The sequence below is a fragment of the Paraburkholderia gardini genome (genome assembly GCF_907164545.1).
GTDB classification, from domain to species: Bacteria; Pseudomonadota; Gammaproteobacteria; order Burkholderiales; family Burkholderiaceae; genus Paraburkholderia; species Paraburkholderia gardini.
In genome coordinates this window covers 84,215-107,990 of record NZ_CAJQZB010000004.1, presented here as the reverse complement: position 1 = coordinate 107,990, position 23,776 = coordinate 84,215, and the positions used below count along the sequence as shown (strand labels likewise).

Here is a 23,776-nt window from a genome sequence, read left to right as displayed (position 1 = left end):
GCCACCTGGTGAGCGGGATGAAGCATGGTCGGCCGAACGCGATAATTCGTCAATGGCAAATATATTTGCTAACAGATAACTCCGGGTAAACGACGAGCACACGGTTCGCGTAACAGGATCGGCTACCATGCTGTCGTTCCAGTACGAGACATTCAAATTGATCAGGCCTTCAAAGAGCGAAGACATCGAAAGCCCTTCCGACGACACATCCGCCGCAAGGAAACAGCGCGGCATCCAGAGCGTCGAAGTAGGCGGCCGTCTGCTCGATGCGCTGGCGCGTCATCGCGCACCGCTTGGTCTGAGCGAGCTTGCGGGTGCGGCGCAGCTTTCGGCGGCGCAGGCGTACACGTATCTCGTGAGTTTGACGCGGCTCGGTCTCGTCAAGCGCGACGTACTGACCGGCAGTTACGAACCGGGCCCGCTTGCGCTGCGGCTTGGTCTGCTGCATATCGAGCAGCAGCCGGCTTATCACGTGGCCGTGCCGCAGGCGGCCGCGCTCGCCGGGGCTTTCGGCTACAGCGTGGCTGTTTGCGTCGCGGGCACGCAGGGGCCGACCATCGTGCGCTATGAGCGCGGTGGATTTCCGCTGCACGTCAATCTTCACGTCGGCACCGTGATGTCGCTCGAAGCCACGTCGACGGGGCGCGTGTTCTGTGCGTTTTTCTCGCCCGCGCCGGTCGCGGCCATGTGGCAGAGCCAGACACGCACCCCTGATCGCACGAAGGGCCCGCGCAATGCGAAGGCGGGTCTCGTGCCCGCGTTCGGCGCACCGTTACGTGCGCGCCTCGACGACATCCGCGCGCGCGGGATGGAGCGCGGCATCGATGCACCCAGCCCTGGCATCAGCAGCCTGAGCGTGCCGGTCTTCGATGCGGAGCGCCGCATGCAGCTCGCGCTAACGGTGATCGGCCCGTCGGGCTCGATCGACGTCGACTGGGACGGCCCCGTGGCGCGTGCGTTGCGCGATGCGTCGCGGCGCGTCACCGATGCGCTCGTCAACCGTGTCTGAATCCATTCCAGCAAGCGCCTCATGACCCCAGACGGCTCCCTCCCCCTCCCGATATCCGGCGACACGCGGGCACAGCGCGGCATCAGCGCGCTCGACAACACCGGCGAGCTGCTGCTCGCGCTCGTCGCAGCAGGCCGGCCGCTATCGTTGCGCGATCTGGCCGCCGACGCCGGCATGCCCGCCGCTAAAGCCTTTCCTCACCTCGTCAGTCTGCTCAAGATCGGCTTGCTCAGCCGCGACGAGGCGGGTTTTTTCAGTCCGGGACCGCTTGGCCTCGAACTGGGGCTTATCGCGTTGCAACGTCTTTCGCCGATGCGCGAAGCCGAGACGGAAATCGCCACGCTCGCCGCGGGCTCGGGGATGAGCGTCGCGACCGCCACGCTGGGGCCGCTTGGTCCGACCGTGATCCGTCTGGAAGAATCGTCGCAGCCGCAGCACGTGAGCCTGCGTGTCGGCACGGTGATGTCGCTCGTCAATACGGCGATCGGACGTGTCTTTGCCGCGCATGTTTCGGAAGACGTGCTCACCGGTCTGCTTGCCCAGGAATCCATCCGCCTCGCCGGCATCGATCCGGCCGAAGCGCTTGCACCATCGAGGAAAGGCCGCGCGACGCTGCGTCCGGCTTACCGTTCGCGTCTTGCGCAAATACGTGAAGCCGGCATCGACGACGCGTTCGACGCGCCCGTGCCCGGCATCGGGACGCTTGCCGCTCCGGTGTTCGATCACACGGGAAGCATTCGTCTCGTGATCGCGCTGATCGGTTCGTCGGGCGATTTCGAGCGCGATCTTCAGGGCGAAACCGCCCGGCAACTGCTCGCGGCAACGCACCGTCTGTCGTGGCGGTTTGGGTGGATGAGCGGGCGCTAAACCGCGGCTGTTTCAGCGATATCGCCGCCGCCGATACCGGCACGCGCCATCGCGAGCGCTTCGCCCAGCACCTGGGCATCGCCGATATGGTTCGCAAGCAGCAGCACGAGCTTCGCGTTTAGCAGGTGGCTTTCTTCTTCGGTGAGACCGTTGTGCGTGTCGATGAGCTTTTCGTAGAACGCATCCGGGTCCGCGAGATTGAGTTCAGTGTTCAACCGGTTCATGATCGTGATCCTTCAGGCGTTACACGTCGCGCGATCGAGCGCGGCCTTCACCGACGCCGGGTCGAGCGCGCGCCAGCGCGCACACACGTGCTGATCGGGACGCAGCAGATAGAACGTGCCCGCACGGGCATCGAAGCGCGCGTTGACAAGACCTTCGACGTCCTCAACGACGATGATGTCCGACGGCATCGAATTTTCCGCACTTTCCAGCCGCGTGCCACGCGAAACCACGATCAGCACGCGCACGGGCAAGGATAGTTTCGTCAACACAGCGAGTCGCGCGGCGCATGCAGTGACGTCTTCGGCCGGGTCGTGAAAATAGATGCCTGTGAACGCCGCCCCGCCCGTCTGATGCAATAACCACGCGTCGCGGGCCGCCACCTTCACGGGCGCATCCGTGCATACCGCGCCCGGCACCATCGCGCAGGAAAACGCGTCAGCGGTTTCGTCAGGTGTGTTCAGCGGCGACGTGCGCAGCACCGCGGGCACGGACAGTCTTCCGCTATTCACGACACGCCGCGCGAACGGACAGTCTTTCGCGAGCTTTAACGTCGCGTCGCGGAACATGCGCGATATCGCGCTCTTTGGCGTGATGAAATCGGTGGCGCGTGTCGAATGGAGGATGTTCTCGTCGGCGGCGCATTCGCGTTCGGATGCGTACGTGTCGAGCAGCGCGGGCGGCGCATCGCCATTCACGACGAGCCGCAGTTTCCACGCGAGATTGTCTGCGTCCTGCACGCCGCTATTCGCACCGCGCGCGCCGAACGGCGACACGCCATGCGCAGAGTCGCCCGCGAACAGCACGCGGCCGTGCCGGAAGCTGTCCATGCGTTGACACGAAAACGTGTAGACGCTGACCCATTCCAGTTCGAATTCGACATCGTCGCCGAGCAGTGCCTTCACACGCGGAATCACGCGCTCCGGCTGTTTTTCCGCGACGGGATCGGCGTCCCATCCAAGCTGGAAATCGATGCGCCAGACGTTGTCCGGCTGGCGATGCAACAGCACCGACTGGTTACGGTGGAACGGCGGATCGAACCAGAACCAGCGCTCGCTGGGGAACGACGCCTTCATTTTCACGTCGGCGATCAGAAAGCGATCCTTGAACGTCCGGCCGTGGCTGTCGAGGCCCATGCAACGGCGCACCGCGCTGCGCGAGCCGTCGGCCGCGATGACGTACCGCGCCCGCAGCGGATAGATACCGTCCGGCGTTTCAACCTGCAGTTCGACGTAACCGTCGTGCTGGGTCAGGCCTGTGACCGTGCTTTTCCAGCGCATCTGCAGGTTGTCCATCTGCATCGCGCGCCCGGCCAGATAGCCTTCGACGTAGTACTGCTGGAGGTTGATGAACGCCGGGCGCGCGTGGCCGGCCTCCGGCAGCAGGTCGAACGTGTAGACGAGTTCGTCCTGAAGGAACACCTTGCCGACATTCCAGCTGACGCCCTTCTCGATCATGCGCTCGCCGCAACCGAGGCGATCGAACACTTCCAGCGTGCGCTTCGCGAAACAGATCGCGCGCGAACCGCTGGACAGCGTGTCGTCACTGTCGACCAGGACGGTGGGCACGCCCTGCCGGGCAAGGTCGATCGCGGCGGTGAGACCCACCGGACCCGCGCCGATGACGACCACCGGATAGAGCGCTGGCGTGGGTGCGTCGTGGTCCGTGGCGCGCGCGTAGGTAAAGCGCGGAGTGAACTGATCGCTTGTCGGCATGGCGTCTCCAGTTGCAGTCATGCTGATTAGCCTGTGGCAAACGAAATTGCCTTTCGCTAGTTTTTAGTCATTGTATAAATGTTTTGTTATACGCGAATCTGTGTTTACCCCGAGGGTGGACAATGGCCTGGACAGTGTCGTCATGAGGTTGTGTGTGCTTCTTGCGACATAGCGCACGACTGAAATTGCATGTCCGAAGCGTACCGCCGGCACGATATGTCCGATGAGAACTGGGCCTTGCTTCATTTCTGGCTGCCGCTCGAATCTACTGCCTCGTCATGTGGCTAAAAATCTCACGACGACCCGCCCTGGGGATGGAAGGTTTCGCCACGGTTCAGCATGTCGACGAATTCCTCGATCTTGCGCACCCGTGTTTCGGGCTTTTTGGCATTCTGTATCCGAAACAGGATGGCGTAGCGGTTGCGGCTGTTCAGTGTTGCAAAAAACGTCCTGGCTTCGGGATTTGCGTCCAGGGCAACCTGCAGGTCGTCCGGCACCGTCGAGTTGCTGGCGGACGTATAAGCCATTTCCCAGCGACCGTCTTTCCTGGCCTTCTCGATTTCCTGCATGCCCGGCGGACGCATTCTGCCGGCGGCGATCAGTGCTTCAGCCTTGTCTTTGTTGAGCCGGGACCAGATGCTTTTCGCGGAGCGTCGAGTGAAGCGCTGTAACCAGTATTCCTCGCTCCCGGCCTGCTTCTGACCATCAATCCAGCCATAGCAGAGCGCGCTCTCCAGCGCTTGTGCGTAAGTCAAGGTCGGTTGTCTGGCGCTCTTCTTCGCGAGGCGCAGCCATGTCCCGGTCGAAGTACCTTCGTTTTGTGCCAACCAGTTTTCCCATTCATTCTGGGTAGCAAATGTTAGATGCGATTCAGTCATGGCAATGACCCGAGTGGTTGAGTTCACGATCGGTCGCAGCCTGGTCATGTGGCCAGGGCCTGGAATCTCATGACGACACCCCCTAAGAAACGACGACTGTGAATTCGATCCCTGATTCAAAGTCCAGCGTCGTCGTTGAAAAACGCGGATTGCCGTCGAGGTACTGCTTGTACGGCCGAACGGCGTCCTCGGCTGTGTACATGCTGTCGGCAAGAACGATGGATCCCGGGCGAAGAAGGCGCTCGGTCTGCTTGAACAGATCCAGATACGTGTTGGCCCATACGTCGATGAACACCATGTCGAACGTGCCGTCCAGTTCGGAAACAGCCTGAAAGACGTCGCCCTCCCGCAGATCGACATAAACGTCTACGCCCGCGGTTCTGACGTGATCCCGAAGCTGTGCGCACTTCACAGGGTCGAGTTCAGTCGCTATAACCATGCCGCTGCCCAACGTGCGAAGGGCCTCGGCGAAATACAGCGTGGACACGCCGCACGAGCTGCCGAGTTCGAGAATTCGGGCTGGCTTGTGGGAAAGCGTCATGTTGCGTAAAAATCGTCCCGTTTCCGCAGACACGGCTAACGACAGAGCCGTGCCTTGCGACGATTCGAAATCTTCGCTGGATAGCCCGAGCGTTTCGAGAAACCGTCCGCGCAGACGAGGTGCGAGTGTGTCGTAATCCTCCGCGAGTGTCAGGAATTCCTCGTTCGATCCATGAAACTGCGCCCGTGCGCGGGCCATCACTTCCGTCTGGCTTTGTTCATGAAGCCGCCGCAGAAGCATCGTGGCTGTTGATGTCATACGTTCCCCCGAAAAGCTGAATCGACCTGACGAAGTGTCCAGAAGACGGCTCGCATCTCGCCCTGGCCGTGCCGGATTTCGAACGTCGGAAATACGGTTTGCCGGTGTGTTCTAACGGGCTTGATTGCCGGCTCACGCACCTCGTCACGCAACGGGCGCGATTAAACGCCTGTCCTGATTGCAGTTGGCCTGCGATTGCTCGCGCATGATCAATCTTCCACGTGCCGGGTTGGACGCGACGGCCACGCCGCCTGGAAGCGTTCCCGTTCTTCCGGCGTCATGGCATTCCATTTGCGCCAATGCCGCCGCTCGCGCCATCGGCCATGTCCGTGGAAGCCGCCAAAAAGAATGCGGCTCAGAACCAGCAAGCCTAGTGCATGCATGAAGTCGATCGTACGGGCGTCCACGAATAACGCTGGAATCACCCAGTTCCATAGCATCATGACCGCCCACCCGAGCACGCCGATGCCGACTATCACGAGCACCGCTTTACCTGCACATCTGATTCGATAATTCATCCGTCGGCTCCTCTAAATATCCAGTTCGTCATAAATGGCCTGCAGTCGGGCGCGCAGATGCAAGACCGCGTAGCGCTTGCGCGCAAGCAACGTATTGAGCGTGACGCCGCTTTGCGCCACCATGTCCTTGAAGGACCGGCCTTCCAGCTCGTGCGCGATAAATACCTCGCGCTGATTGGGCGGCAACTCGTCGAGCGCATCCTGCAAGGCCTTGAGCAATACGGCACGGGCGTAGAGCGCTTCGGGACCTGCGTCGTGCGCGGGTAAGGAAAGATCGAGGCGATACTCACTGCCGGCGTCATCCTCATCCCCGGACAGATCCGTCAACGGCTGCTCTTTCTTCTTGCGAAAACGGTCGATGATGCGGTTGCGTGCGGCGCGGAAAAGCCACGCGCTTGCCTGTTCGATCGGAGCGGGAAGCCGGTAAGCCTGAACGAATTCGTGAAAGACATCCTGCAGGATGTCTTCGGCATCGTCTGGATCGCGTATGCGGCGCCGGATAAAATTGACGAGCTTCGCGCGCTCGCGCACCACGGTCGCGGTGATGTCGCTGTCTCGTTCGGTCATCGTGTCCGGGGCGGGTGGCGGTTCCATGCGTCTGAAGACGTTTCAGGCGCGCGAATATTGTGGCTCGCTCAAAAAAATCTGCCTTCGGCAGCCACCGGCTCGCTTGAAGAAATGCATGACACGGTGGTGAGCATCACGTGACAGAGAGAATGGAAGCATCACGATACGGCTGAATTCAATGGATCGCCGATTGAAGCGACGATCGATTGACGCTGGCTGTGTCTGTCTCGGGTTGCTGAACATCCAACTGATGGCGTTCGGACATGAACTGAACGAACCCGGCCTTGAAGCGCGAAGGATCGTCCAGTGTTCCGGCATCAATGGTCACGATGTCCGGCGCGTGATGGGGCGTTCCAAAGAGCACGCTGCCACAATGAGGGCAGAAGTTGCGCGTAGTTGGCTGACTACGTACGAGCGCGTAGACATCGACCAGAACTGACAACCTCGTGCCCGATGGCTACATCTACTGAAGCCTGGATGATGTCGTCGCAATATGGTCGACCAGCGCCCGAAGGGCGTGCCGCAGCGCGTCCCCGCTAACGGGATCATTCGCCATGGTGACCGGTTCAGTCTGCTTGCCAGGCAATTGCAGCGTGACGCAAGCGTCCTGAACCAGCGTTGCCGACATCGTCTCGAGAACCAGCTTCAATGCGGCCTGGGCGTCAGATGCTCGAGGCGAGGTGTTGATAAGAGCGACGGGCTTTCCCGGAAAATCAAGGCTTCCCACCAGCCAGTCCAGCATGTTTTTGAAGGATCCCGGGATCCCGCGGGCGTATTCCGGGCAGGAGATCAAAAGGGCGTCTGCTTGACCTGTCCGCGTGCGTAAATCAACGATGCTTAGGGGAAGGTTCGACTCAAGGTCCGGATTGAAATGGGGCAGTTTGCCGATCTCGTCATAGCGTTCGACGATAACGCCAGGCGGCGCCAGCATGGCAGCCGCGGACAGTGCGCAGGTATTTGACGACACGGCGCGCAGACTGCCTGATAGAGCAAGGATACGAATCATCGTAATCGAGCGGGTAACCGGTTGGCTGCGTAGTATCCCACGCCTGCCAGATACTCATCCTTCCGCGATATAGCGTCACAGATCGCGTCGCCTCGCCCGCGCCGGTCGGGCGGCCGCACCGGATTGCAGCGAGGTTTGCGTCCGCCCTCTTATCTCCCGGCGTCGGCGCCCGCTTCCTGCATCGACACGCAGCTTTCGGCCAGCACCCCGGTCAGCGACCGGCGCAATAAATCGACGGGCCGGGTCAGCCGGCCAGGGAGCGATCCATGAATGAACCATGCATGGATACCCGTACGAAAGTCCGAGGTCTCGACGACCCGCAGCGCCGCGCGATGCACCGAGCGTTCCAGCAGATCGGGCGTAACGAGCCCAATGCCGATGCCGCGCGCAACGAGCGAAAGCTGCAGTTCCGAGCCGAACGCCTCCACGGCAACATTGAACGGCAGTCCTGCTGCGTCCAGCGCCTGCCGCAGAGCGGAACGCATTCCGCACCCGTCCTGATTGAGGATCCACTCGCACTGCGACAGGTCCGCCAGCGCCAATGGCTTGTCGGGCAAACCGAGCGAGTGCGCCGCGACGATCACGGTCGGCAGGAATGCGAGCGCCGTGGCCTGCAGCGTTTGCGGTGGCGAGAAGCTGGACGGCATCAGCACGACCGACGCGTCGATCGATCCGCGCCCGACGCCTTGCACGAGTCCCGGCGACCAGCCCGCCGTGACGCGCAACGTAAGTCGCGGAAAAGTACTTCGCAGCAGGTCGAAGGGCTCTTCCAGCGCCACTTCGGCAAGAAACGGCGGCATGCCGATTCTCAGTTCGCCGGCGGGCTCGCTATCAGGAGACGCAACCGACAACAGATCGCCGACCGCACGCAATACCGTGCGCGCGAGCGCATAGACTTCGTTGCCCGCCGCAGTCGGTTTGAGCGGCTTGCTCTGCCGATCGAGCAGCTCGGCCCCCAGTGAACTTTCAAGGTTTTGCACGCGCCGTGTCAGGCCGGGCTGCGTGAGGTGGAGCTTTTCCGCCGCACGCACCATCGAGCCGCTTTCCACGACCGCGACAAACGCCTCCAGATCGCGTGTATTCAAAATTAACCCGCATAATCATTATCAACATATTTCAATTGTCGCATATTGAGTCGGCCCTTAGGATGGTTCTTTCACATCCCATCGCAAGAGTGCCGCTCGATGAATTCCTTCCCCGAAAATCCTGGCTGCGTCGCCACGACGTCGGCATCCGAAACGCCACAGCGGCTCACCGGGCCGCTCACGCTCTTCTTCGCGACGGCGGTCGGCGTGATCGTGATGAACCTGTTTGCCGCGCAACCGTTGACCGGCGCGATCGCCCGAAGTCTGCGACTTGCGCCGGAACTGGCGGGCATCGTCGCGATGCTTCCGCAACTCGGTTATGCGGCCGGACTCGTGCTGCTGGTGCCGTTGTGCGATTTACTTGAGAACCGCCGCCTGATCGTTCGAACACTGGCGTGCTGCGCCGGTTTTCTCGCCGTCGCGATGTTCGCCGATTCGCGCGCAGTGTTTCTGGTCGCGATATTCCTCGCCGGGGCGACATCCAGCGTGATCCAGATGCTGGTGCCGATGGCGGCTTCGATGGCATCGGAAAGCCACCGCGGAAGAGCGGTTGGCAACGTGATGGGCGGTCTGATGCTCGGCATCCTGTTGTCGCGCCCCGCTGCGAGCGTGATCGCCGGCGCGATCGGCTGGCGTGCTTTCTACGGGCTTGCCGCGTTAATCGACGCGCTGCTCGCGGCAGTGCTCTACATGAAGCTGCCCGCGCGCCTGCCGGCTGTCGCAACGCGTTACCCGATGCTGCTGCGCTCGTTGTGGACGTTGCTGGGAACGGAGCCGGTACTGCAACGCAATGCTGCATCGGCCGCGCTGGTAATGGGTGCGTTCAGCGCGTTCTGGACCGCGATCGGCTTGCGCCTTGCAGAGCCGCCATTCAGCTTCGATATGAATGGCATTGCGTTGTTCGCCTTAGCCGGCGCGGCAGGCGCGGTGGCGACGCCGCTTGCCGGGCGCGCGGGCGACCACGGAGCGGCTCGCAAGGCACTCTTTGCTGGCCATCTGGCCATGCTTGTCGCGCTCGCGGTAATCGGCGCGGCGGGCGCTGGCTGGGGCGGCTTTTCGGCGAGCGCCCATCCGGTGCTGGCAGTTGCGTTGCTGGTCGCGGGTGCGGCCGCGCTCGATGCTGGCGTGGTGACGGACCAGACGCTAGGCCGACGCGCGATCAACCTGATGAATCCCGCCGCGCGCGGAAGGCTCAATGGGCTGTTTGTCGGCGTGTTTTTCGTTGGCGGTGCATTGGGTGCGATGTTCTCGGGGGCGGCCTGGTCGCTGGCGGGCTGGACCGGCGTCTGCGCAGTGGGCTTCGTGTTCACCGGCGTCGCGTTTGTTCTCAGGCTGATCGGCGTGGTTCGCGGTGCCGAGGTCTGACTCGGGTGAAGAAGCGGAACTGGTGATCGTGGATGCCGTCCTTTTCATTCGAGCGGCAGTTTCACCTCGGGCAGCAGACTGTCGCGCCGACTAACTTCATCGTGGCGTCGAAGTCAGGCCATCCTTACGCCTATGTGCCCTGGAACACACGTGGAAAGTGGCGGCGAGAATATTGTAGGAGACCAGCCGGAAAGCCGTCTGCCTTACCGGGAAACGGAACACTTGAAGTAAATTCGTTCTCGACATGACGATCAGCCGCGAATTTTCCTGGTCGCAGAAATGTGATTTTCCGATGCTCGATGCAGACTGCGCGGTTGGCGTAGTGACGGAATCCGACGGACTCAAAGAAATCTCGATTCCATCCCGGTCGGTTTCGGCCGACCGAATCGGGCAATAGCCGGCCAGGAAGGGACGTTCGACATCCACACCAAGATCGATGACAATAAACGCTCCGCTCCGTACATCTCGAACGCGAATTGATAAGAGCTGCAATCGAACAAGCCGCCAACGTATGAGACGTGTTTCGCTGATTCCAATTGTCGTGTCTCTCTCGTTTTCCCTTTCTACGACTCGAAGCTGGGCGGACAATGTCGTCAAGGGGAGCCAGGTTGAGATTGTCGTGAACTACGGCAACCGCGACTTGACGCGACTGCATGATCTTGAGGACGAACTGGATGCCGCCGCGAAGGCTGCGGAGGCGGGTCAACTTGACGGAGACGAGGTGGCGTTGGACGGTAGCCGGGCCTCGATTTACATGACCGCACGACATGTCGCACTGCTGGTCAAAACGGTCGGTCCGATTCTGAAGGCGCACGAATTCTCTCGTGATGCGCACATTATCCAGAGCGACTAAACGTACAGTTACTTATGATTAGCAAACGCGATCTCGCAGAGATTATCGGAAGTGAGATTACGGGGGTCGGCATTAATCCAGCGTCAGTTTCGATGGAGTTTGGCCGCGGATACCGTTATAGTGGAAGCGGATGGATTTTGATCCAATGCGGCTTTTCTTTAGAACACTCGGAAGGCGAAATCATCGGCGACGCGAGTTCCCCGCAGTCCAGTAGCAGTCTGCAGCGCTGCTTGAATCAACTTGTCGTCGACGCCAATTTCGACGAACAGAAAGTGCTGACGCTGACCTTGGAGAGTGACTTGATCGTTCGAATCGTTCCCGACCTGGATGGCCTTGAGTCGTATGTCCTCCATACCTCACAAGGAATTGTGCCGGTTATTGCCGTTTGATTTATACCCGACGAAGGTCAATTGAGCGTCCGCTCCGGAGAGTTGCGACAGACTGCTTCGGGTCGCGTGCTGCCGATCGCGGCAGTTTGAGACTCGCGCACTTCCATGCCGGTTGCATGAGACAGCAGTCGGCCAGGAAGTGTCATTCGTGCTTCGTGCGACTCTGACATTCAGGCGACGGCCTGTCCGGTAAAACGGCCACTCGATTTCGAAGTGACCGAGGCGGCGCCCATAACCTAGACGGCATAGCGAATAATGCTTTGATCTTGAACATTAGCGACTAACTCGTCCGCACGAGATAACAGTCGAAGAAGTAACGGGTTTGTATTTGCATCGCTGTATCCCAAGACGAGATCAATCGTCGGAGGTATGCCGTCTAGCGCCCTTGCAACAACGTTGGGTGTCAGCATATTTTGCGCATACAGCGGGATAAGCGTAACGCCACCCGTTGACGTAACAAGCGACATTGCGGACGGGAGGTTTTCGCCCTCGTATCCCGCCTTGAGCGTTATTCCGACACTCAATGCGTAGTGCTGAATCACGGATTCCAGTACGGGAGAAGTCCTGGACGAGCTGACGTAAATCTGGCCGGCCAGATCTTGCGGCCGGATTTTCTTGCGTGACGTCAGCCGATGGTCTGCCGGCAGTACGGCGATCAGTGGCTCCTTCGCCACGACTTTGAATGACAGGCCAACGGTCTGTCTCTCGGGACGAAGGAAAGCGACGTCTAGCCTTCCTCGCATCAGCCCGAGAGCGAGTTCAGGAGAAGACTGGCTGCACAATGTGATCTCCGCATCCGGTGCCTCCTCGCGGAGAATGCGCAGCGCGTGCGGTAACCAGACGACTTCCTGCCCCGCCAGGAAGCCCATGGCCAGGACGGATTTTCCAGGCTGTTCCGCACGCCGTGCGCCGTCGATGCCAGCTTCGACTTGAAGCAGCGCCAGACGCGCGTGATCGAGAAAAATTTTTCCGGCAGAGGTAAGCGCCACGCCGCGTGCCTGGCGCTCCAGTAATTTCACACCCACTTCGAATTCAAGATCGCGGATCTGCCGGCTCAGTGACGGCTGCGACGTGTGCAGCCGCCGTTGGGCGGCTGTCAACAGACTTCCTTCCTCCGCAACCGCAATGAAATATCGCAGATGTCGAAGTTCCATTGGCTCTCCCGTATGCCTCTGAGGCATAGGTCAAATCATAGAAAGTCTTTGTCATCGCGGCAAGGGATACCTATATTGGAACGGCTGTCGTAGCGACGAGCCAAGCGGCCAGTTGGAGTTCTCACTGGCGCGGTCATCGCATTCCGAGTGCTCAATCGCAGGCCGATTCTTGTACTCGATGCGTTCAAGTGCCAGAAGCAAGGGCGTGGCGCCGAGGGACATTTAGATATCCATCGCCGCGTTGTCGGAGTGCGCTCCGCTCGCGCGTTTTCAGATGCGCATGAAATAAGACTTCGAAAGAAGCCGCTGGCAGCATTCTCGATGTCTCGGGGAGAACCAACACTTCAATCAATCTCTTATAGGAGGTATCAGCGATGCCTACGATCACCACTCCGGACGGCGTAAAAATCTTCTACAAGGACTGGGGGTCCGGTCAGCCGATCGTCTTCAGCCATGGCTGGCCCCTGTCGGCCGACGATTGGGACGCCCAGATGATGTTTTTCCTTCACCACGGCTACCGGGTGATCGCACATGACCGACGCGGGCACGGTCGGTCCGAGCAAGTCGGCACCGGCAACGACATGGACCACTGGGTCGCCGACCTCGCTGCACTGACCGAACACCTCGGCGTCCGCGACGCGATCCACATCGGGCACTCCACCGGCGGCGGCGAGGTGGCCCGCTACGTCGCTCGCCACCAGGAGCGGGTCGCCAAGGCAGTGCTAGTGGCCTCGTTGACGCCGAACATGGTGAAAACCGACGCAAATCCTGGAGGTCAGCCGCGGGAGTGGTTCGACGCGGTTAAGTCAGGCGTGCTTGGCAACCGGTCGGAGTTTTACCGGGCAGTCCCGGAGGGTCCGTTCTATGGATTCAACCGTGCGGGCGCCAAGCCGTCTGAGGCGGTGATCGCGAACTGGTGGCGGCAGGGCATGGCCGGCAGCGCCCAGGCCCACTATGAGACCGTATCCTCCTGGCTGGAGGACTACACCGAAGATCTGAAGAAGATCACTGTGCCGGTACTGGTCATGCATGGCGAAGACGACCAGATCGTCCCGTTCGCCAGTTCGGTGCCCCGCGCGGTCGACCTGCTCGCGAATGGTGCTCTGAAGAAATACCCTGGCTTCCCGCACGGCATGCTGACCACCCACGCGGACGTGCTAAACCCCGACCTTCTTGAGTTCATCAAATCCTGACGGACGCTAGCCCGAACCAGATCCAGGCAATTCGAGTGGCGCGCTCCACCGGTGTGCCACTCGGCCTAGGCGTCTGCTTAGGGTCCACAACCTGCCATATCCCCGTACTTGGACGACCGGCAGCAAAGGGTCGTCCTGAGCCGGCCGCCGTCGGGCTCTGTCCGGCCATAAGGCGTCGTTCGCCAGAAGTGTCGACAGGACAGTCAGACGGCAGAGGCCCGTCCGAGACCGGTCGTTCGCCCCCTCAAGTTTCACGCCTAGTTGCCGTAGAACCGGTGTTATCGCCCCATGTTCGAGGTACGGACGGGGCGTCCAACGTATCCGGGAAAAGCTGCAACGTTAGAAGCGGCGATCCGGCGCATCGAGGTCGCAATCGCTCGGAATTTCAGGATTAGGTCGTGGAGCCGTCGGCTCTCAAAAGGATCTCGGCATCCCGATCGAAACGGAATCGGCGGCGACAGTGATTCGATCCGCTTGCGGCGCAGCTCGATTCAGGCGGTATAGCTCTTATCCATTATTGAAAATCGCTACTATGAAACTCACGATTCGAAATTTCTTGCTCATTGCGGTTCTTCTCTCTGTATCTAATCTCGCTTCGGCCCTCGATGATCGTATGGTTGGCAACTGGCAGGGTGAGAGAGATAAGGATGGAAAATGTTCCTATATGGCGTGGACTATGAAAAGATCATCGGACGGAAAGTTCGAAATTTCATTCTATAAAAATCCCGAAAAGACTCAGCTTTTGAATGAGGAGCGGGGACAGTGGGAAACAAAGGGCGACAAGATTTCACTCATCACTGAGGGAGTTCCTACCTCCGATCTCTACACCTACACTTTCATAGACAACGATACCGTTCATGTTTCCGCTGTTGAGCGAGACCCTTCGGCCGATTGCATGGCCGACTATGAATTCACGGATCATCGGGTTAAACCGTAAAGATCGCCGATACCGCTCGGGGCGAGCGGTATACCTTCAGCAAGAGACAATGAGCCGGTCGTGTATCGAACGCCCGCTTCGGGTCGTGGATTGCCCTTCACTTTTTTGAGAGTAAGCAGAGCGATCAAAGCGCGACTGCGGCGGCCGGGGCGGAATGTTGCAAAACTTAGGAGTTTTGCAACACGACGCCGCTTGTTGAGATGCACATATTGAAGCATAATGATGTCATTATTGATGCGAGGACTTTCTTATGCGCACAACTGTCACCATTGACGACGCCCTTTACGAAAAGGCCCTGGAAGTGGCGGACCCCGACATGGATAAGTCGGACATTTTTCGCGAAGCCATCAAGACCTTCGTGCGGGTGCAGGCCGCCAAACGCCTGGCAGCGCTCGGCGGCACCATGCCTGACATGCAGGACGTGTCACGTCGCCGCTCGGAGCCAGGTTCGCAATGAGTGTGCTCATCGACACATCGGTATGGGTAGACCACTTCCGAAACGGCAATGACGCGCTGGTTGACCTGATCGAGCTGGACCTCGCCCTTACTCACCCGATGGTCATAGGCGAAATCGCGTGCGGAACACCCCCAGCGCCGCGCATCCAGACGCTGGCCAGCATCGGTCTTTTGCAGCCGTGCAATCAGGCGAGTCTGAGCGAGGTAATGGAGTTCATTGAGCGTGAAAAGCTGTATGGGCTTGGGTGTGGGTTGGTGGACATGTCGTTACTGGCGTCTACGCTCATCACGCCAGGCGCTGAGCTGTGGACGCTTGATAGGCGACTCGCGGACCTGGCTGGGAGATTTGGCATCGCGCATCGGCCGACGCTGCATTAGGACATTCAGATTGCAGTACTCACTTCGCACGAAACGCTGTCCCGACTGGCGGATGGAACGCTGGATGTCGGGCTGGTCGCACTACCTCAGCCCCCGGTGGCTGGACTCGTGATCAAGCCCTGGCGCCGCGACCCCGTCATGGCCTTTGTGCCGGCGCACTGGCGTTGTCCGGCCCGTGTCACGCCCGAATGGCTCGCCGCCCAACCTCTCATTCTCAATGACGCGACCACGCGTCTCTCGCGTCTGACCGCGGAGTGGTTCGCGACCGCGGGGCGCCATCCCGCGCCGCGCATTCAGCTCAACTACAACGACGCGATCAAGAGTCTGGTAGCGGCAGGTTACGGCGCAGCGCTGTTGCCCCATGAGGCCACTACGCCGTTACCCGACAGGCGCATCGTCATGCGTCCGCTACGCCCGGCGTTGTGGCGCAGGCTAGGCATTGCACATCGTGCGGGGTACGTTGAACGTTCCACGCAACACGTACTCGATGTGTTGTGGGATCTGCAGCTGGCATAGGCGTTGCCGTTTGCCGCTTCGATTCGTTTTCCAGACTTTTTCGCTTCAACAGGTCGACCAAAGAAAGCTCAAGCTCAAACGAGTCTGACTTCAGGCGGGCGGCGCCTGCTGGCATTCCGCCTGGAACCAGCGGTCGACCTGGCGCTGTGCCGCCTGCAGATCCTCGGGGTAGTACGGGTCGAACCGTATTGATGGGTCGTAGCCCGCTTTCCGTAAAGCCGCCAGTTCGCTGCGATTTCGCTCCGGCGTCGGAGGTGCGTTGTTCCTGAGCTCAGCCAGATCGCGACATTGCAATGCGCTCAAGTGCGTCACGTTTTGCGACATGCTGCCCGCCGCGCAGCCAGCGAGCAATAAAACCAGCGTGGGAAGCATCGGCCACATCCATGGTGAGTTCTTCATATGACGTCTCCGTCCATTCAGGCGCCGCAGCACAGCGGCAGCAATTTGATCCAGATTCGGGGCCCGCTACGGAATACGGAGCCGAAACCTCCCGACCCACCCGCCGGAACCCCACGATGATTGTTGCACCTTAAGCAGCTGTTGCGGTAGCACCAGTCCGGGCGGCAGAGCGAGTCGGACTAAACCGGTCACCGTCGGACTCAGTGCGGCAGTTTCTGACATTCGACGGCCGCCCGCGGATTGGCGACAATCGTCACGCCCGGAACCACAAGAGACGTCTGACGGAACGCTATTAACATGACCTACGCGAGGGAATTTTTTGATCTTCAGCTTCTTTTCGCGCGAAGAGCCGCGGAGTTGAGGAGCATGCCGCTGAACGAAGCCCTCCTCGACTACACGAATCTCTATGTGCGGTTCGTTGCCGATCGGGAATTCGATCGCGACAATCCGGTTTGGTCGGCATACCTTGCCGGGCTGAGAGACAACATTGATCCTGGCGATTGGACTTATCATTTTTACCGCCACCGACCGCATCGTGTCCAGCCGGCATCGGTTATCGCGACGTTCGGCTGTTTCTCGTATGCGTTGGGTGAGCCCGGTCAGATCAGGCTTCATTTCCATAACGCGAACCGGCACTGGCATGGACCCTTGAGCGACGAACGCGTGTCGTCACGGCTATCTGAGCTCACTTCGCTCGTGCAGCACGTCCGCGCGCAGCAGGGAGATGTCAGGCAGATAGCTGGCGTCTCGTGGCTCTACAACCTGACTGCCTACAGACGACTGTTTCCCGAGTCATACATTAGCGCAGCGACAGTGGCCACAAACAGGTTTCGCAACATGCCACTGTGGGGACAGTTTTTGAATCGCCACGGTGGGGTCAGAAAAGACGCCGCGATGTTGTTCGCGCGACGGGTTTGCGATCAGACCCATGTTGACGACCTTGCACGATGTTTTCCGCTGCAGCCGCTTGCCGTCCCGGCACCGGTCGAGGCATTCTACGAGTTCTACGCGTAAAGACGCGCCGTACAGTTGACTGTCGAAGGTCGATGCAATCGACGCGCTAACCCGATGACGAAAGAAATAGAACGAATCGATCTCGAGGCTGGTTTTCCTTCAACCAGCCGCCACATTACCGTACATCGATACGGGACCCGTGGCGCCCGGCCGAAGATTTACCTGCAGGCGGGTCTCCATGCCGAGGAAATACCCGGCATGCTCGCGCTTTCGCACCTGGCAAGGCGCCTTGATGAATGTGACGCGCGCGGCGAAATTCGCGGCGAAGTCGTGCTGGTTCCGTTCGTCAATTCTGTTGGCGCGGCCGGCTGGATCAACGGCGTACTCGTGGGCAGAAATGATCTGGGTGGTGAAGGCAACTTCAATCGCCACTGGCCCTCGATCGGAAAAAGCGTGGCAGCGGATGCGCGACTCGCACTGGGGGCCGACGAAATAGCAAACCTGCATGCGCTGCGGCGCATCATCGGCGAGCATGCCGATGAACTGCCCGAAGGAAGCGAAGTTCAGAAGATCAAGAAAACAGCGCTTCAGCTGTCTTTCGATGCCGACGTGGCCATCGACATCCACTGCGACCGCGACGCGATCATGCATGCCTATACGTATGAATCGATATGGCCGGATGTCTCCGATCTCTGTGCGCAAACTGGATGCGAAGCGGTTCTCCTTGAGGACGGTACGCAAGACGCAGGCACGTCTACCGATCTGTTTACCGGCACGTGGGAGCGCGTGCGAAAAGAACTGGGTCATCTGTTTCCAATCCCGATCGGTTGCCACTCCGTGACGCTGGAATTGCGCGGACAAGGTGACGTCGGTGAGGCGTTCGCGTCGGGTGACGCAGATGCCCTGCTCAAATTCCTGAGGCGCCGCGGCGCGGTCGCCGGCGATCCCGGGCCACTTCCGGAATCATTATGCGAGGCCACAAGCCTCGCTGCGACCGACCTTCTCATCGCGCCGCGAGGCGGAATCGTCAACTACAAGGTGCCGCTCGGTGCATATGTGTCGCGCGGCACCGTCATCGCGGAAATCGTCGATCCGGGCGCGGACGACCCGCTCGGATCGGCAATGGCAATTCGCACCAGAACCGACGGAATCGTCGCTTCCCGAACGCTGATCCGCTTCGTGCCGCGCGGGGAAATCGTCGCGAAGATCGTGGGACGTGTATCGCTTCGATCCGGAGCGTTACTCGAGCCTTAGCCTTGATTGAGACCGAAAACGATATTCGTCCGGCGGCAGGATCGCTGTCGGCAGATGGTCTACCCCGGTGATACCCGACTGCCGATCGACGACATACCTTCGCGCTCGGCATTCGAGGTTAATTCGCCATTAGTTGTCTTCGCAAAAACTCATAGGTGCGCCTATTGGCGAGCTCCGCAGCCGACGCATCATAGTGCGTACCTGTATGTCTTGCGAACGCATGACTGCAACCGGGATACCCGTAGATCGTCACATTGTCTCTATCCTTCAATGCTGTCTTGATCGCATCCTGTGCTTCCGGCGATATGAACTCGTCCTGGGTGCCGAGATGCATGATCATAGGCGACTGAAGAGTGTGTGCGTCGCCGAGGTAGTTTTGCGTGCCACCCCCGTAATACGCCACGGCGGCGTCCACACGTGAACGCGCCGCTGTCAGGAATGCCATCAGGCCGCCAAGGCAGTAGCCCATTACACCGACCTTTCCGTTGCCCTCCGGCAGCGAACGTCCCATTGCAACCACGGCTGCTACATCCAGCACGCCCTGATCGAAATCGTATGCTTCATAAAGTGCCAGCCCCTTCTTCCACTCTTCGTCCGACCAGTGATTGAGATCGAGCCCAGGCTCCTGCCTCCAGAAGAGATCGGGACAGAGGGCGATAAACCCCTGCTCGGCAAATTCACGGCATGATTGCCGCATGTCTTCGTTTACGCCAAACACTTCGTGCAACACCACCACGACGGGAGCAGGCATTGTCCTGGGCCATTCGATAAAAACCCCAAAAGCACTTCCGACCGCATCCAGCTGTCTGTATTCACCCATGAAAGCGTCTCCTCGTAGATCATGCATTCGCGCGGCAGGGGCCGAGCCGGGTCACCTGTTCTGGATTCGGCCAATACCGTCGACTGTTGAGTGACTAACCCTTGAGAAATGCCAGGATGTCCGCGTTGATGATTTCCGCGTGAGTGGTTGGCATTCCGTGGGGGAGGCCCGGATAGGATTTCAATTCACCTCTGCGAAGCAGTTTCACCGACTTCGCCCCGGTGGTCGCGAAAGGCGCAATCTGGTCGTCCTCTCCATGCATGACAAGGACAGGAATATCGATCATCTCGAGATCGTCGTAGAACTCGGTTTCGGAAAAGACCTGGATGCAGTCGTAGTGGGCTTTAATGCCACCCATCATCCCTTGCCGCCACCAGTTGTCGCGAATCCCTTGAGAAACGACCGCGCCCGGTCTGTTGTATCCGTAAAACGGCATGGTGATGTCTTGATAGAACTGCGATCGATGATTAGCGGTGCCGTCGCGGATGCCGTCGATCGCTTCCCTCGGCACGCCGTCGGGGTTCCTGTCCGATTTCATCAACGTCGGCGGAATCGCGGAAATAATGACGGCCTTCACCGCCCTTCCATTGGCATGACGGGCCACATACCGTATTACTTCCCCGCCGCCAGTGGAATGACCAATATGCACGGCATCCTTCAGATCCAGGGCGGTTACGAGTTCGGCAACATCGGATGCGTAGGTGTCCATGTCGTTGCCGCTGACTGTTTGTGTCGATCTCCCATGTCCGCGCCGGTCATGAGCAATAACGCGATAGCCGCGCGCAAGGAAGAACATCAGTTGCGCATCCCAATCGTCCGACGATAGAGGCCACCCGTGATGAAAAACCAGCGGTTGCCCTGAGCCCCAGTCCTTGTAATAGATTTCAGTTCCGTCGCCAACGGTAATATAGGCGCTTCCTGCATTCGCTTCCTTGGTGCGGTGCTGAGTCATTGAATCTTTCTCCTTTGCGATTGAAATGGGCCTTAACCTCGGCGGCACAACGCGAAGCCCTGGCATGCGGCTACTCCTGACTACACCGTTGATCTGCTATCTCAACTCTGGAATCCAGCATATGCCTCGGGAATCAGCCCAACAACGGGCGAACGCGACAAAAAGCGCAGGTGAATCGGCCATGGCGAGTACACCGCGGAACGAGGTGGGCATCGTATGCGACGCTGGCACCTCTCTCACTGGCTTACATGGTCTGACAGAGTTGTTTCGATACGCGGGAGACTTCGCAGCCAGACGTGATAAACGCAACGCTCGTGCAATGATGCGGATTACCCACTGGCAAAGGACACAGAAAGAAGTCGCTTGCACCTACGACAGCACTCCAGGTAGCGCGTACGAGCCTGCTGTACTGATACTGCCAGGTAATCTTCAGGCGACGGTGGATACCGCCCGAGATAAAGTGCTCACGACCTGGTTGCGCCAGATGCATGCGAGAGGCGTCATTATTGCGGCCGTTTGCGGCGGCGTTTTCATCCTGGCAAGAACCGGTCTTCTGGAAGGCCGGCAGGCGACAACGCATTGGGCGCTCCACGATCAGTTCGCACGGGAATTTCCCCGCGTGCGTGTCGAGACGGATTACATGGTGATCGACTACGGAGACGTGCTGACCGCAGGTGGCGTTCTGGCCTGGGCCGATCTCGGATTGCGCCTGGTCGAACGGCTGCTCGGGCTCGCCGTGATGCTGGAAACGGCGCACTACATGAATGTCGATCCGCCGGGGCGCGAACAACGGTTCTACAGCGATTTTGATCCGCGTCTAAAGCACGGCGACAGCGCCATTGTGAAAGCTCAACAGTGGCTGATAAGCCAAAGAGAATGTACCGTTTCCGTTGCGGAACTCGCGAGGCACGCCTGCCTGGAACCGAGGACGTTCCTGCGCCGCTTCGTCAAGGCGACTGATATGGCTCCGCTGGAATACCAGCAGCGATTGCGTGTCTGCAGGGCGCGCGAAATGCTGGTCTTTAGCCGGTTGAACGTTGATGAAATCGCGTCCGGCATTGGATATGAGGACGTCGGTAGCTTCCGGCGCGTGTTCCGAAAATTTGTCGGTCTGACGCCGTCTGACTATCGGCGCCGCTTCTCGGCTGGTGCTGGGAATGCTCCTGACCTGGCCAGGAGCCTGGTCCCGGATTAAAGCCGGAAGGAGTGGCAGTCCTATCCTTGAGCGCAGAGCATGAAGAACACGATTGGGCGGCGCCCAGACAGGACCCCGCCCATATCGCGACGCAGCGCTAACAAACGCCCACGGCCAGCGTCACGACATCAGAACATATGCCGGATACCCGCCATCACGCCGAGTTGGCCGACACCGGCGGCGGGTGTCGTGCCGGGGCCGCCCTGGCTCAGCGTGTAATGTGCCTTCGCGCTGTTGAAGAGATAACCGCTCTGCAAATAGACGCTCGTCTGCTTCGACAGCAGATACGTTCCGCGCAGCGCCGCAAGCGTGCCACGCGTGTCCTGCCGGCTGTCGATCGTGCGATACACGCCGCCGTCCACCACCACATACGGCGTGGCGAAATACGTACCCGTCAGATAATAGATATTCGAATGCACGTCAGGCACCGCGGGCGACGATGTATCGACAAACCGTCCCAGCCAGCCGCCGCCGAACTTGAACGGCCCAACCTTGAAATAACCGTTCAGCTGCGTGCGGCTGTCCTTGTCGCCGCTGTTCGTCAGCGGAATCGGCGCGGCGCCGTTGAAGAAATTCGCCGCGGCACCCGGACCGCCATGCTGCTCGTCATAAGATGCCGCAACGCCGAACGACGCCGCGTCATAGCGCAGCAGCGCCGACCACTGACGGCACGCCTGTGCGTTACCCGGAATCGAACCGGCGCACGTGCCCTGCCCCGGCGAATTGCCGGTACCGGTCGAGTCGCGTCCGAACGAATATGTCGCGCCCGCCGTAAAGCCGCCGAAGGTGCCCTTATAGGCCACCGTGTTGTCGCTGCGCGCGTTCGGTATATAGGCGTCGAGTGAACCCACGCCGCCGTAGATGTCCGGTCCGAGCGCGTCGGCATCGGTGATCGCCCAGAACGTCATCGTGTACTGACGGCCAAATGTCAGCGCGCCATATGGATTCGACAGTCCGACCCATGCCTGGCGACCGAACAGGCGCCCGCCCTGGTTTACATCGCCGGCACGCGTGTTGAAACCGTTCTCCAGTGTGAAGACAGCGGCAAGACCGCCGCCCAGATCTTCCTTGCCGCGCACACCCCAGCGCGACGGCATCGAGCCCGTGATGCCAGGCATGCGGATGAGCTTGTCGCCCGCCGCATCGGCGTGCGTGACGAGTTCGATTCCGGTGTCGAGCACGCCGTAAAGCGTGACGCTGCTTTGCGCGAAGGCGGTGCCGCTGGCGGCGAGCGCGGCGGCTGCCGCAATGGTTTTGTATTTCATGTCTCCAGTCCTGAGCGAGGTTTTGTTTAAATTTGCGCTTCACATGGCGTGAGTCGTCGTCATGCCTCGGTGTTGTGGATGAAATAAGGCGGGACGTCCGGGCCCCACTGGTACAGCGAGTCTTCCGGTGCAAAGTCGCCCGCGGGCCACTCGACACCGGCCGACACGAAATCGATATCCGCCGAGTACTCGCAGAACGAGCCCCACGGATCGCGCACGTAGTGAAAATAGTTCGAGCCCAGCACGTGCCTGCCTGTGCCCCACCCTTCCTTGAAGCCGGCCGCCGCCATCTGCGATGCGCCGTTGCCCACTTCGTCGATGCTCGCGACATCCCACGCTACGTGATGCCAGCCTTTGGCCGAACTCCTTGCGAACGCGACCAGGTGGTGATCGCTGCCGTGCGGCGCATGCGTGAACGCGATGATGTCGGCGGAACGGTCTGACAGACGCAAGCCGAGCGCGTCCCTGTAGAACGCGAGGGCGCGCAGTACATCCGGCGTGAAGAGCAGCACGTGCGACATGCGGCGCGGGCGCACCGGCGCGACTTCGGAGCGCACGCACGCACCGCGCGCGTTCGCGGGCGCGGCGTCGTGCGTGAACGGCGCCCTGGCATCCGGCGAAGTCTTTGGTCCGACGCGAACCTGAATCAGGTTGCCGTCCGGATCGTTGAACCAGAATCCTTCGCTATGGCCTGCATCGTCCGCAACGCGAACCGCAAAATCAGCGCGGGCGCCAGCGGCTTCCACCTGCCGCGCGAGCGCGGCGAGGTCGCCCTCGAAACAGTTGAACGTCAGATGCGCGAGCGACTTGTGACTCGAAGACAGGATGCGCGCCCAGCGATGCCCGTCCGCCGCGCGCACATCGAGTCCTGTCGACGTGCGCGTGACGTCGAGCCCGAACGTGCTGTAAAACCGCTCGGCGTCGTCAATCGAGGGCACGTTCAGCGCGAAGTGATCGATTGAATGCACCGCGGTGATCTGCGAATCGCGAGTTGCGGACATGATGTCTCCCTGACGTCCTGATCCGGTGA

At 60.1% G+C, this 23,776-nt stretch carries 25 protein-coding genes and 2 pseudogenes; 12 read left to right on the top strand and 15 right to left on the bottom strand.

Translation table 11 applies throughout. The annotated features are described in order from the left end of the window. Positions 1 to 127: 127 nt before the first annotated feature. Positions 128 to 1,876: pseudogene (locus LPA37_RS05005) on the top strand (IclR family transcriptional regulator). Here the strand turns inward: LPA37_RS05005 and LPA37_RS05000 are convergent. The 9 genes from LPA37_RS05000 to LPA37_RS04960 all read right to left on the bottom strand — a co-directional run bounded on the left by LPA37_RS05000 (position 1,873) and on the right by LPA37_RS04960 (position 8,666). Beyond that, positions 1,873 to 2,100 carry a DUF2783 domain-containing protein gene (locus LPA37_RS05000; protein WP_229011840.1) on the bottom strand — a complete coding sequence of 76 codons (228 nt, stop codon included), beginning with the start codon at positions 2,098 to 2,100 and terminating at the stop codon, positions 1,873 to 1,875. The pseudogene LPA37_RS05005 and the gene LPA37_RS05000 sit on opposite strands and share 4 nt — an antisense overlap. Positions 2,101 to 2,112: 12 nt before the next feature. Continuing rightward, positions 2,113 to 3,813 (bottom strand): FAD-dependent oxidoreductase, encoded by a 1,701-nt coding sequence (locus LPA37_RS04995; protein WP_229011838.1) that lies wholly within the window; start codon positions 3,811 to 3,813, stop codon positions 2,113 to 2,115. A 293-nt stretch (positions 3,814 to 4,106) separates the two neighbouring features. Then, the gene (locus LPA37_RS04990) at positions 4,107 to 4,691 is read right to left on the bottom strand and encodes a YdeI/OmpD-associated family protein (protein WP_229011836.1); all 585 of its coding nucleotides are present in this window, start codon (positions 4,689 to 4,691) and stop codon (positions 4,107 to 4,109) included. Positions 4,692 to 4,773: 82 nt separating this feature from the next. Then, positions 4,774 to 5,490 (bottom strand): O-methyltransferase, encoded by a 717-nt coding sequence (locus LPA37_RS04985; RefSeq protein WP_228983999.1) that lies wholly within the window; start codon positions 5,488 to 5,490, stop codon positions 4,774 to 4,776. Positions 5,491 to 5,699: 209 nt separating this feature from the next. Continuing rightward, positions 5,700 to 6,008, bottom strand: a complete 309-nt coding sequence (locus LPA37_RS04980; RefSeq protein WP_228984001.1) for a hypothetical protein — start codon at positions 6,006 to 6,008, stop codon at positions 5,700 to 5,702. 12 nt (positions 6,009 to 6,020) lie between these two features. Then, entirely contained in the window at positions 6,021 to 6,602 is a 582-nt protein-coding gene (locus LPA37_RS04975) for an RNA polymerase sigma factor (protein ID WP_228984003.1), read from the bottom strand. A 148-nt stretch (positions 6,603 to 6,750) separates the two neighbouring features. Continuing rightward, on the bottom strand, positions 6,751 to 7,017 hold the full coding sequence (locus LPA37_RS04970; RefSeq protein WP_228984004.1) for a GFA family protein: 267 nt from the start codon (positions 7,015 to 7,017) through the stop codon (positions 6,751 to 6,753). A gap of 21 nt (positions 7,018 to 7,038) precedes the next feature. After that, on the bottom strand, positions 7,039 to 7,581 hold the full coding sequence (locus LPA37_RS04965) for an NADPH-dependent FMN reductase (protein ID WP_228984007.1): 543 nt from the start codon (positions 7,579 to 7,581) through the stop codon (positions 7,039 to 7,041). Positions 7,582 to 7,730: 149 nt separating this feature from the next. Beyond that, a complete protein-coding gene (locus tag LPA37_RS04960; RefSeq protein WP_228984009.1) occupies positions 7,731 to 8,666 on the bottom strand; it encodes a LysR family transcriptional regulator in 936 nt (311 codons plus the stop codon). Between the two features lie 99 nt (positions 8,667 to 8,765). On the opposite strand from LPA37_RS04960, the gene LPA37_RS04955 reads away from it, so the two are divergent. From LPA37_RS04955 to LPA37_RS04945, 3 genes are all read left to right on the top strand, one after another. Then, a complete protein-coding gene (locus tag LPA37_RS04955; protein WP_228984011.1) occupies positions 8,766 to 10,031 on the top strand; it encodes an MFS transporter in 1,266 nt (421 codons plus the stop codon). Between the two features lie 619 nt (positions 10,032 to 10,650). Then, positions 10,651 to 10,884 (top strand): hypothetical protein, encoded by a 234-nt coding sequence (locus tag LPA37_RS04950; RefSeq protein ID WP_228982254.1) that lies wholly within the window; start codon positions 10,651 to 10,653, stop codon positions 10,882 to 10,884. 14 nt (positions 10,885 to 10,898) lie between these two features. Continuing rightward, positions 10,899 to 11,273 carry a hypothetical protein gene (locus tag LPA37_RS04945; RefSeq protein WP_228982252.1) on the top strand — a complete coding sequence of 125 codons (375 nt, stop codon included), beginning with the start codon at positions 10,899 to 10,901 and terminating at the stop codon, positions 11,271 to 11,273. A gap of 236 nt (positions 11,274 to 11,509) precedes the next feature. Here the strand turns inward: LPA37_RS04945 and LPA37_RS04940 are convergent, their stop codons facing one another. Further along, a complete protein-coding gene (locus tag LPA37_RS04940; RefSeq protein WP_228982251.1) occupies positions 11,510 to 12,427 on the bottom strand; it encodes a LysR substrate-binding domain-containing protein in 918 nt (305 codons plus the stop codon). A 374-nt stretch (positions 12,428 to 12,801) separates the two neighbouring features. On the opposite strand from LPA37_RS04940, the gene LPA37_RS04935 reads away from it, so the two are divergent. From LPA37_RS04935 to LPA37_RS04915, 5 genes and pseudogenes are all read left to right on the top strand, one after another. After that, positions 12,802 to 13,620, top strand: a complete 819-nt coding sequence (locus LPA37_RS04935) for an alpha/beta fold hydrolase (RefSeq protein ID WP_228982249.1) — start codon at positions 12,802 to 12,804, stop codon at positions 13,618 to 13,620. Between the two features lie 532 nt (positions 13,621 to 14,152). Further along, entirely contained in the window at positions 14,153 to 14,557 is a 405-nt protein-coding gene (locus LPA37_RS04930; protein ID WP_228982248.1) for a lipocalin-like domain-containing protein, read from the top strand. Positions 14,558 to 14,807: 250 nt separating this feature from the next. Then, entirely contained in the window at positions 14,808 to 15,014 is a 207-nt protein-coding gene (locus tag LPA37_RS04925) for a type II toxin-antitoxin system VapB family antitoxin (protein ID WP_228982245.1), read from the top strand. Then, positions 15,011 to 15,391 carry a type II toxin-antitoxin system VapC family toxin gene (locus LPA37_RS04920; RefSeq protein ID WP_228982243.1) on the top strand — a complete coding sequence of 127 codons (381 nt, stop codon included), beginning with the start codon at positions 15,011 to 15,013 and terminating at the stop codon, positions 15,389 to 15,391. The genes LPA37_RS04925 and LPA37_RS04920 overlap by 4 nt, the downstream gene beginning before the upstream one ends. Further along, positions 15,392 to 15,907: pseudogene (locus LPA37_RS04915) on the top strand (LysR family transcriptional regulator substrate-binding protein); the annotation flags it as partial. Positions 15,908 to 15,997: 90 nt separating this feature from the next. Here LPA37_RS04915 and LPA37_RS04910 read toward each other — a convergent pair. Continuing rightward, entirely contained in the window at positions 15,998 to 16,306 is a 309-nt protein-coding gene (locus LPA37_RS04910; RefSeq protein WP_228982242.1) for a DUF4148 domain-containing protein, read from the bottom strand. Positions 16,307 to 16,672: 366 nt separating this feature from the next. Between LPA37_RS04910 and LPA37_RS04905 the strand changes: the two genes are divergently transcribed. Continuing rightward, the gene (locus LPA37_RS04905) at positions 16,673 to 17,320 is read left to right on the top strand and encodes a hypothetical protein (protein WP_228982239.1); all 648 of its coding nucleotides are present in this window, start codon (positions 16,673 to 16,675) and stop codon (positions 17,318 to 17,320) included. Positions 17,321 to 17,374: 54 nt separating this feature from the next. Further along, positions 17,375 to 18,514: a succinylglutamate desuccinylase/aspartoacylase family protein gene (locus tag LPA37_RS04900; RefSeq protein WP_324251869.1), complete on the top strand. Its 1,140-nt coding sequence runs from the start codon at positions 17,375 to 17,377 to the stop codon at positions 18,512 to 18,514. A 118-nt stretch (positions 18,515 to 18,632) separates the two neighbouring features. Here LPA37_RS04900 and LPA37_RS04895 read toward each other — a convergent pair whose 3' ends face one another. Together LPA37_RS04895 and LPA37_RS04890 are read right to left on the bottom strand one after the other, a co-directional pair. Further along, entirely contained in the window at positions 18,633 to 19,334 is a 702-nt protein-coding gene (locus LPA37_RS04895; RefSeq protein WP_228982235.1) for a dienelactone hydrolase family protein, read from the bottom strand. Between the two features lie 94 nt (positions 19,335 to 19,428). Beyond that, the gene (locus tag LPA37_RS04890; RefSeq protein ID WP_228982233.1) at positions 19,429 to 20,286 is read right to left on the bottom strand and encodes an alpha/beta fold hydrolase; all 858 of its coding nucleotides are present in this window, start codon (positions 20,284 to 20,286) and stop codon (positions 19,429 to 19,431) included. A gap of 319 nt (positions 20,287 to 20,605) precedes the next feature. Here LPA37_RS04890 and LPA37_RS04885 point away from each other — a divergent pair, with 319 nt between their 5' ends. Further along, positions 20,606 to 21,481 carry a GlxA family transcriptional regulator gene (locus LPA37_RS04885; RefSeq protein WP_228982231.1) on the top strand — a complete coding sequence of 292 codons (876 nt, stop codon included), beginning with the start codon at positions 20,606 to 20,608 and terminating at the stop codon, positions 21,479 to 21,481. Positions 21,482 to 21,609: 128 nt separating this feature from the next. Here LPA37_RS04885 and LPA37_RS04880 read toward each other — a convergent pair whose 3' ends face one another. Together LPA37_RS04880 and LPA37_RS04875 are read right to left on the bottom strand one after the other, a co-directional pair. Beyond that, a complete protein-coding gene (locus LPA37_RS04880) occupies positions 21,610 to 22,746 on the bottom strand; it encodes a porin (RefSeq protein WP_228982229.1) in 1,137 nt (378 codons plus the stop codon). Positions 22,747 to 22,805: 59 nt separating this feature from the next. Beyond that, positions 22,806 to 23,747, bottom strand: coding sequence for a VOC family protein (locus LPA37_RS04875; protein WP_228982227.1), 942 nt, complete (start codon positions 23,745 to 23,747; stop codon positions 22,806 to 22,808). Positions 23,748 to 23,776 lie beyond the last annotated feature (29 nt).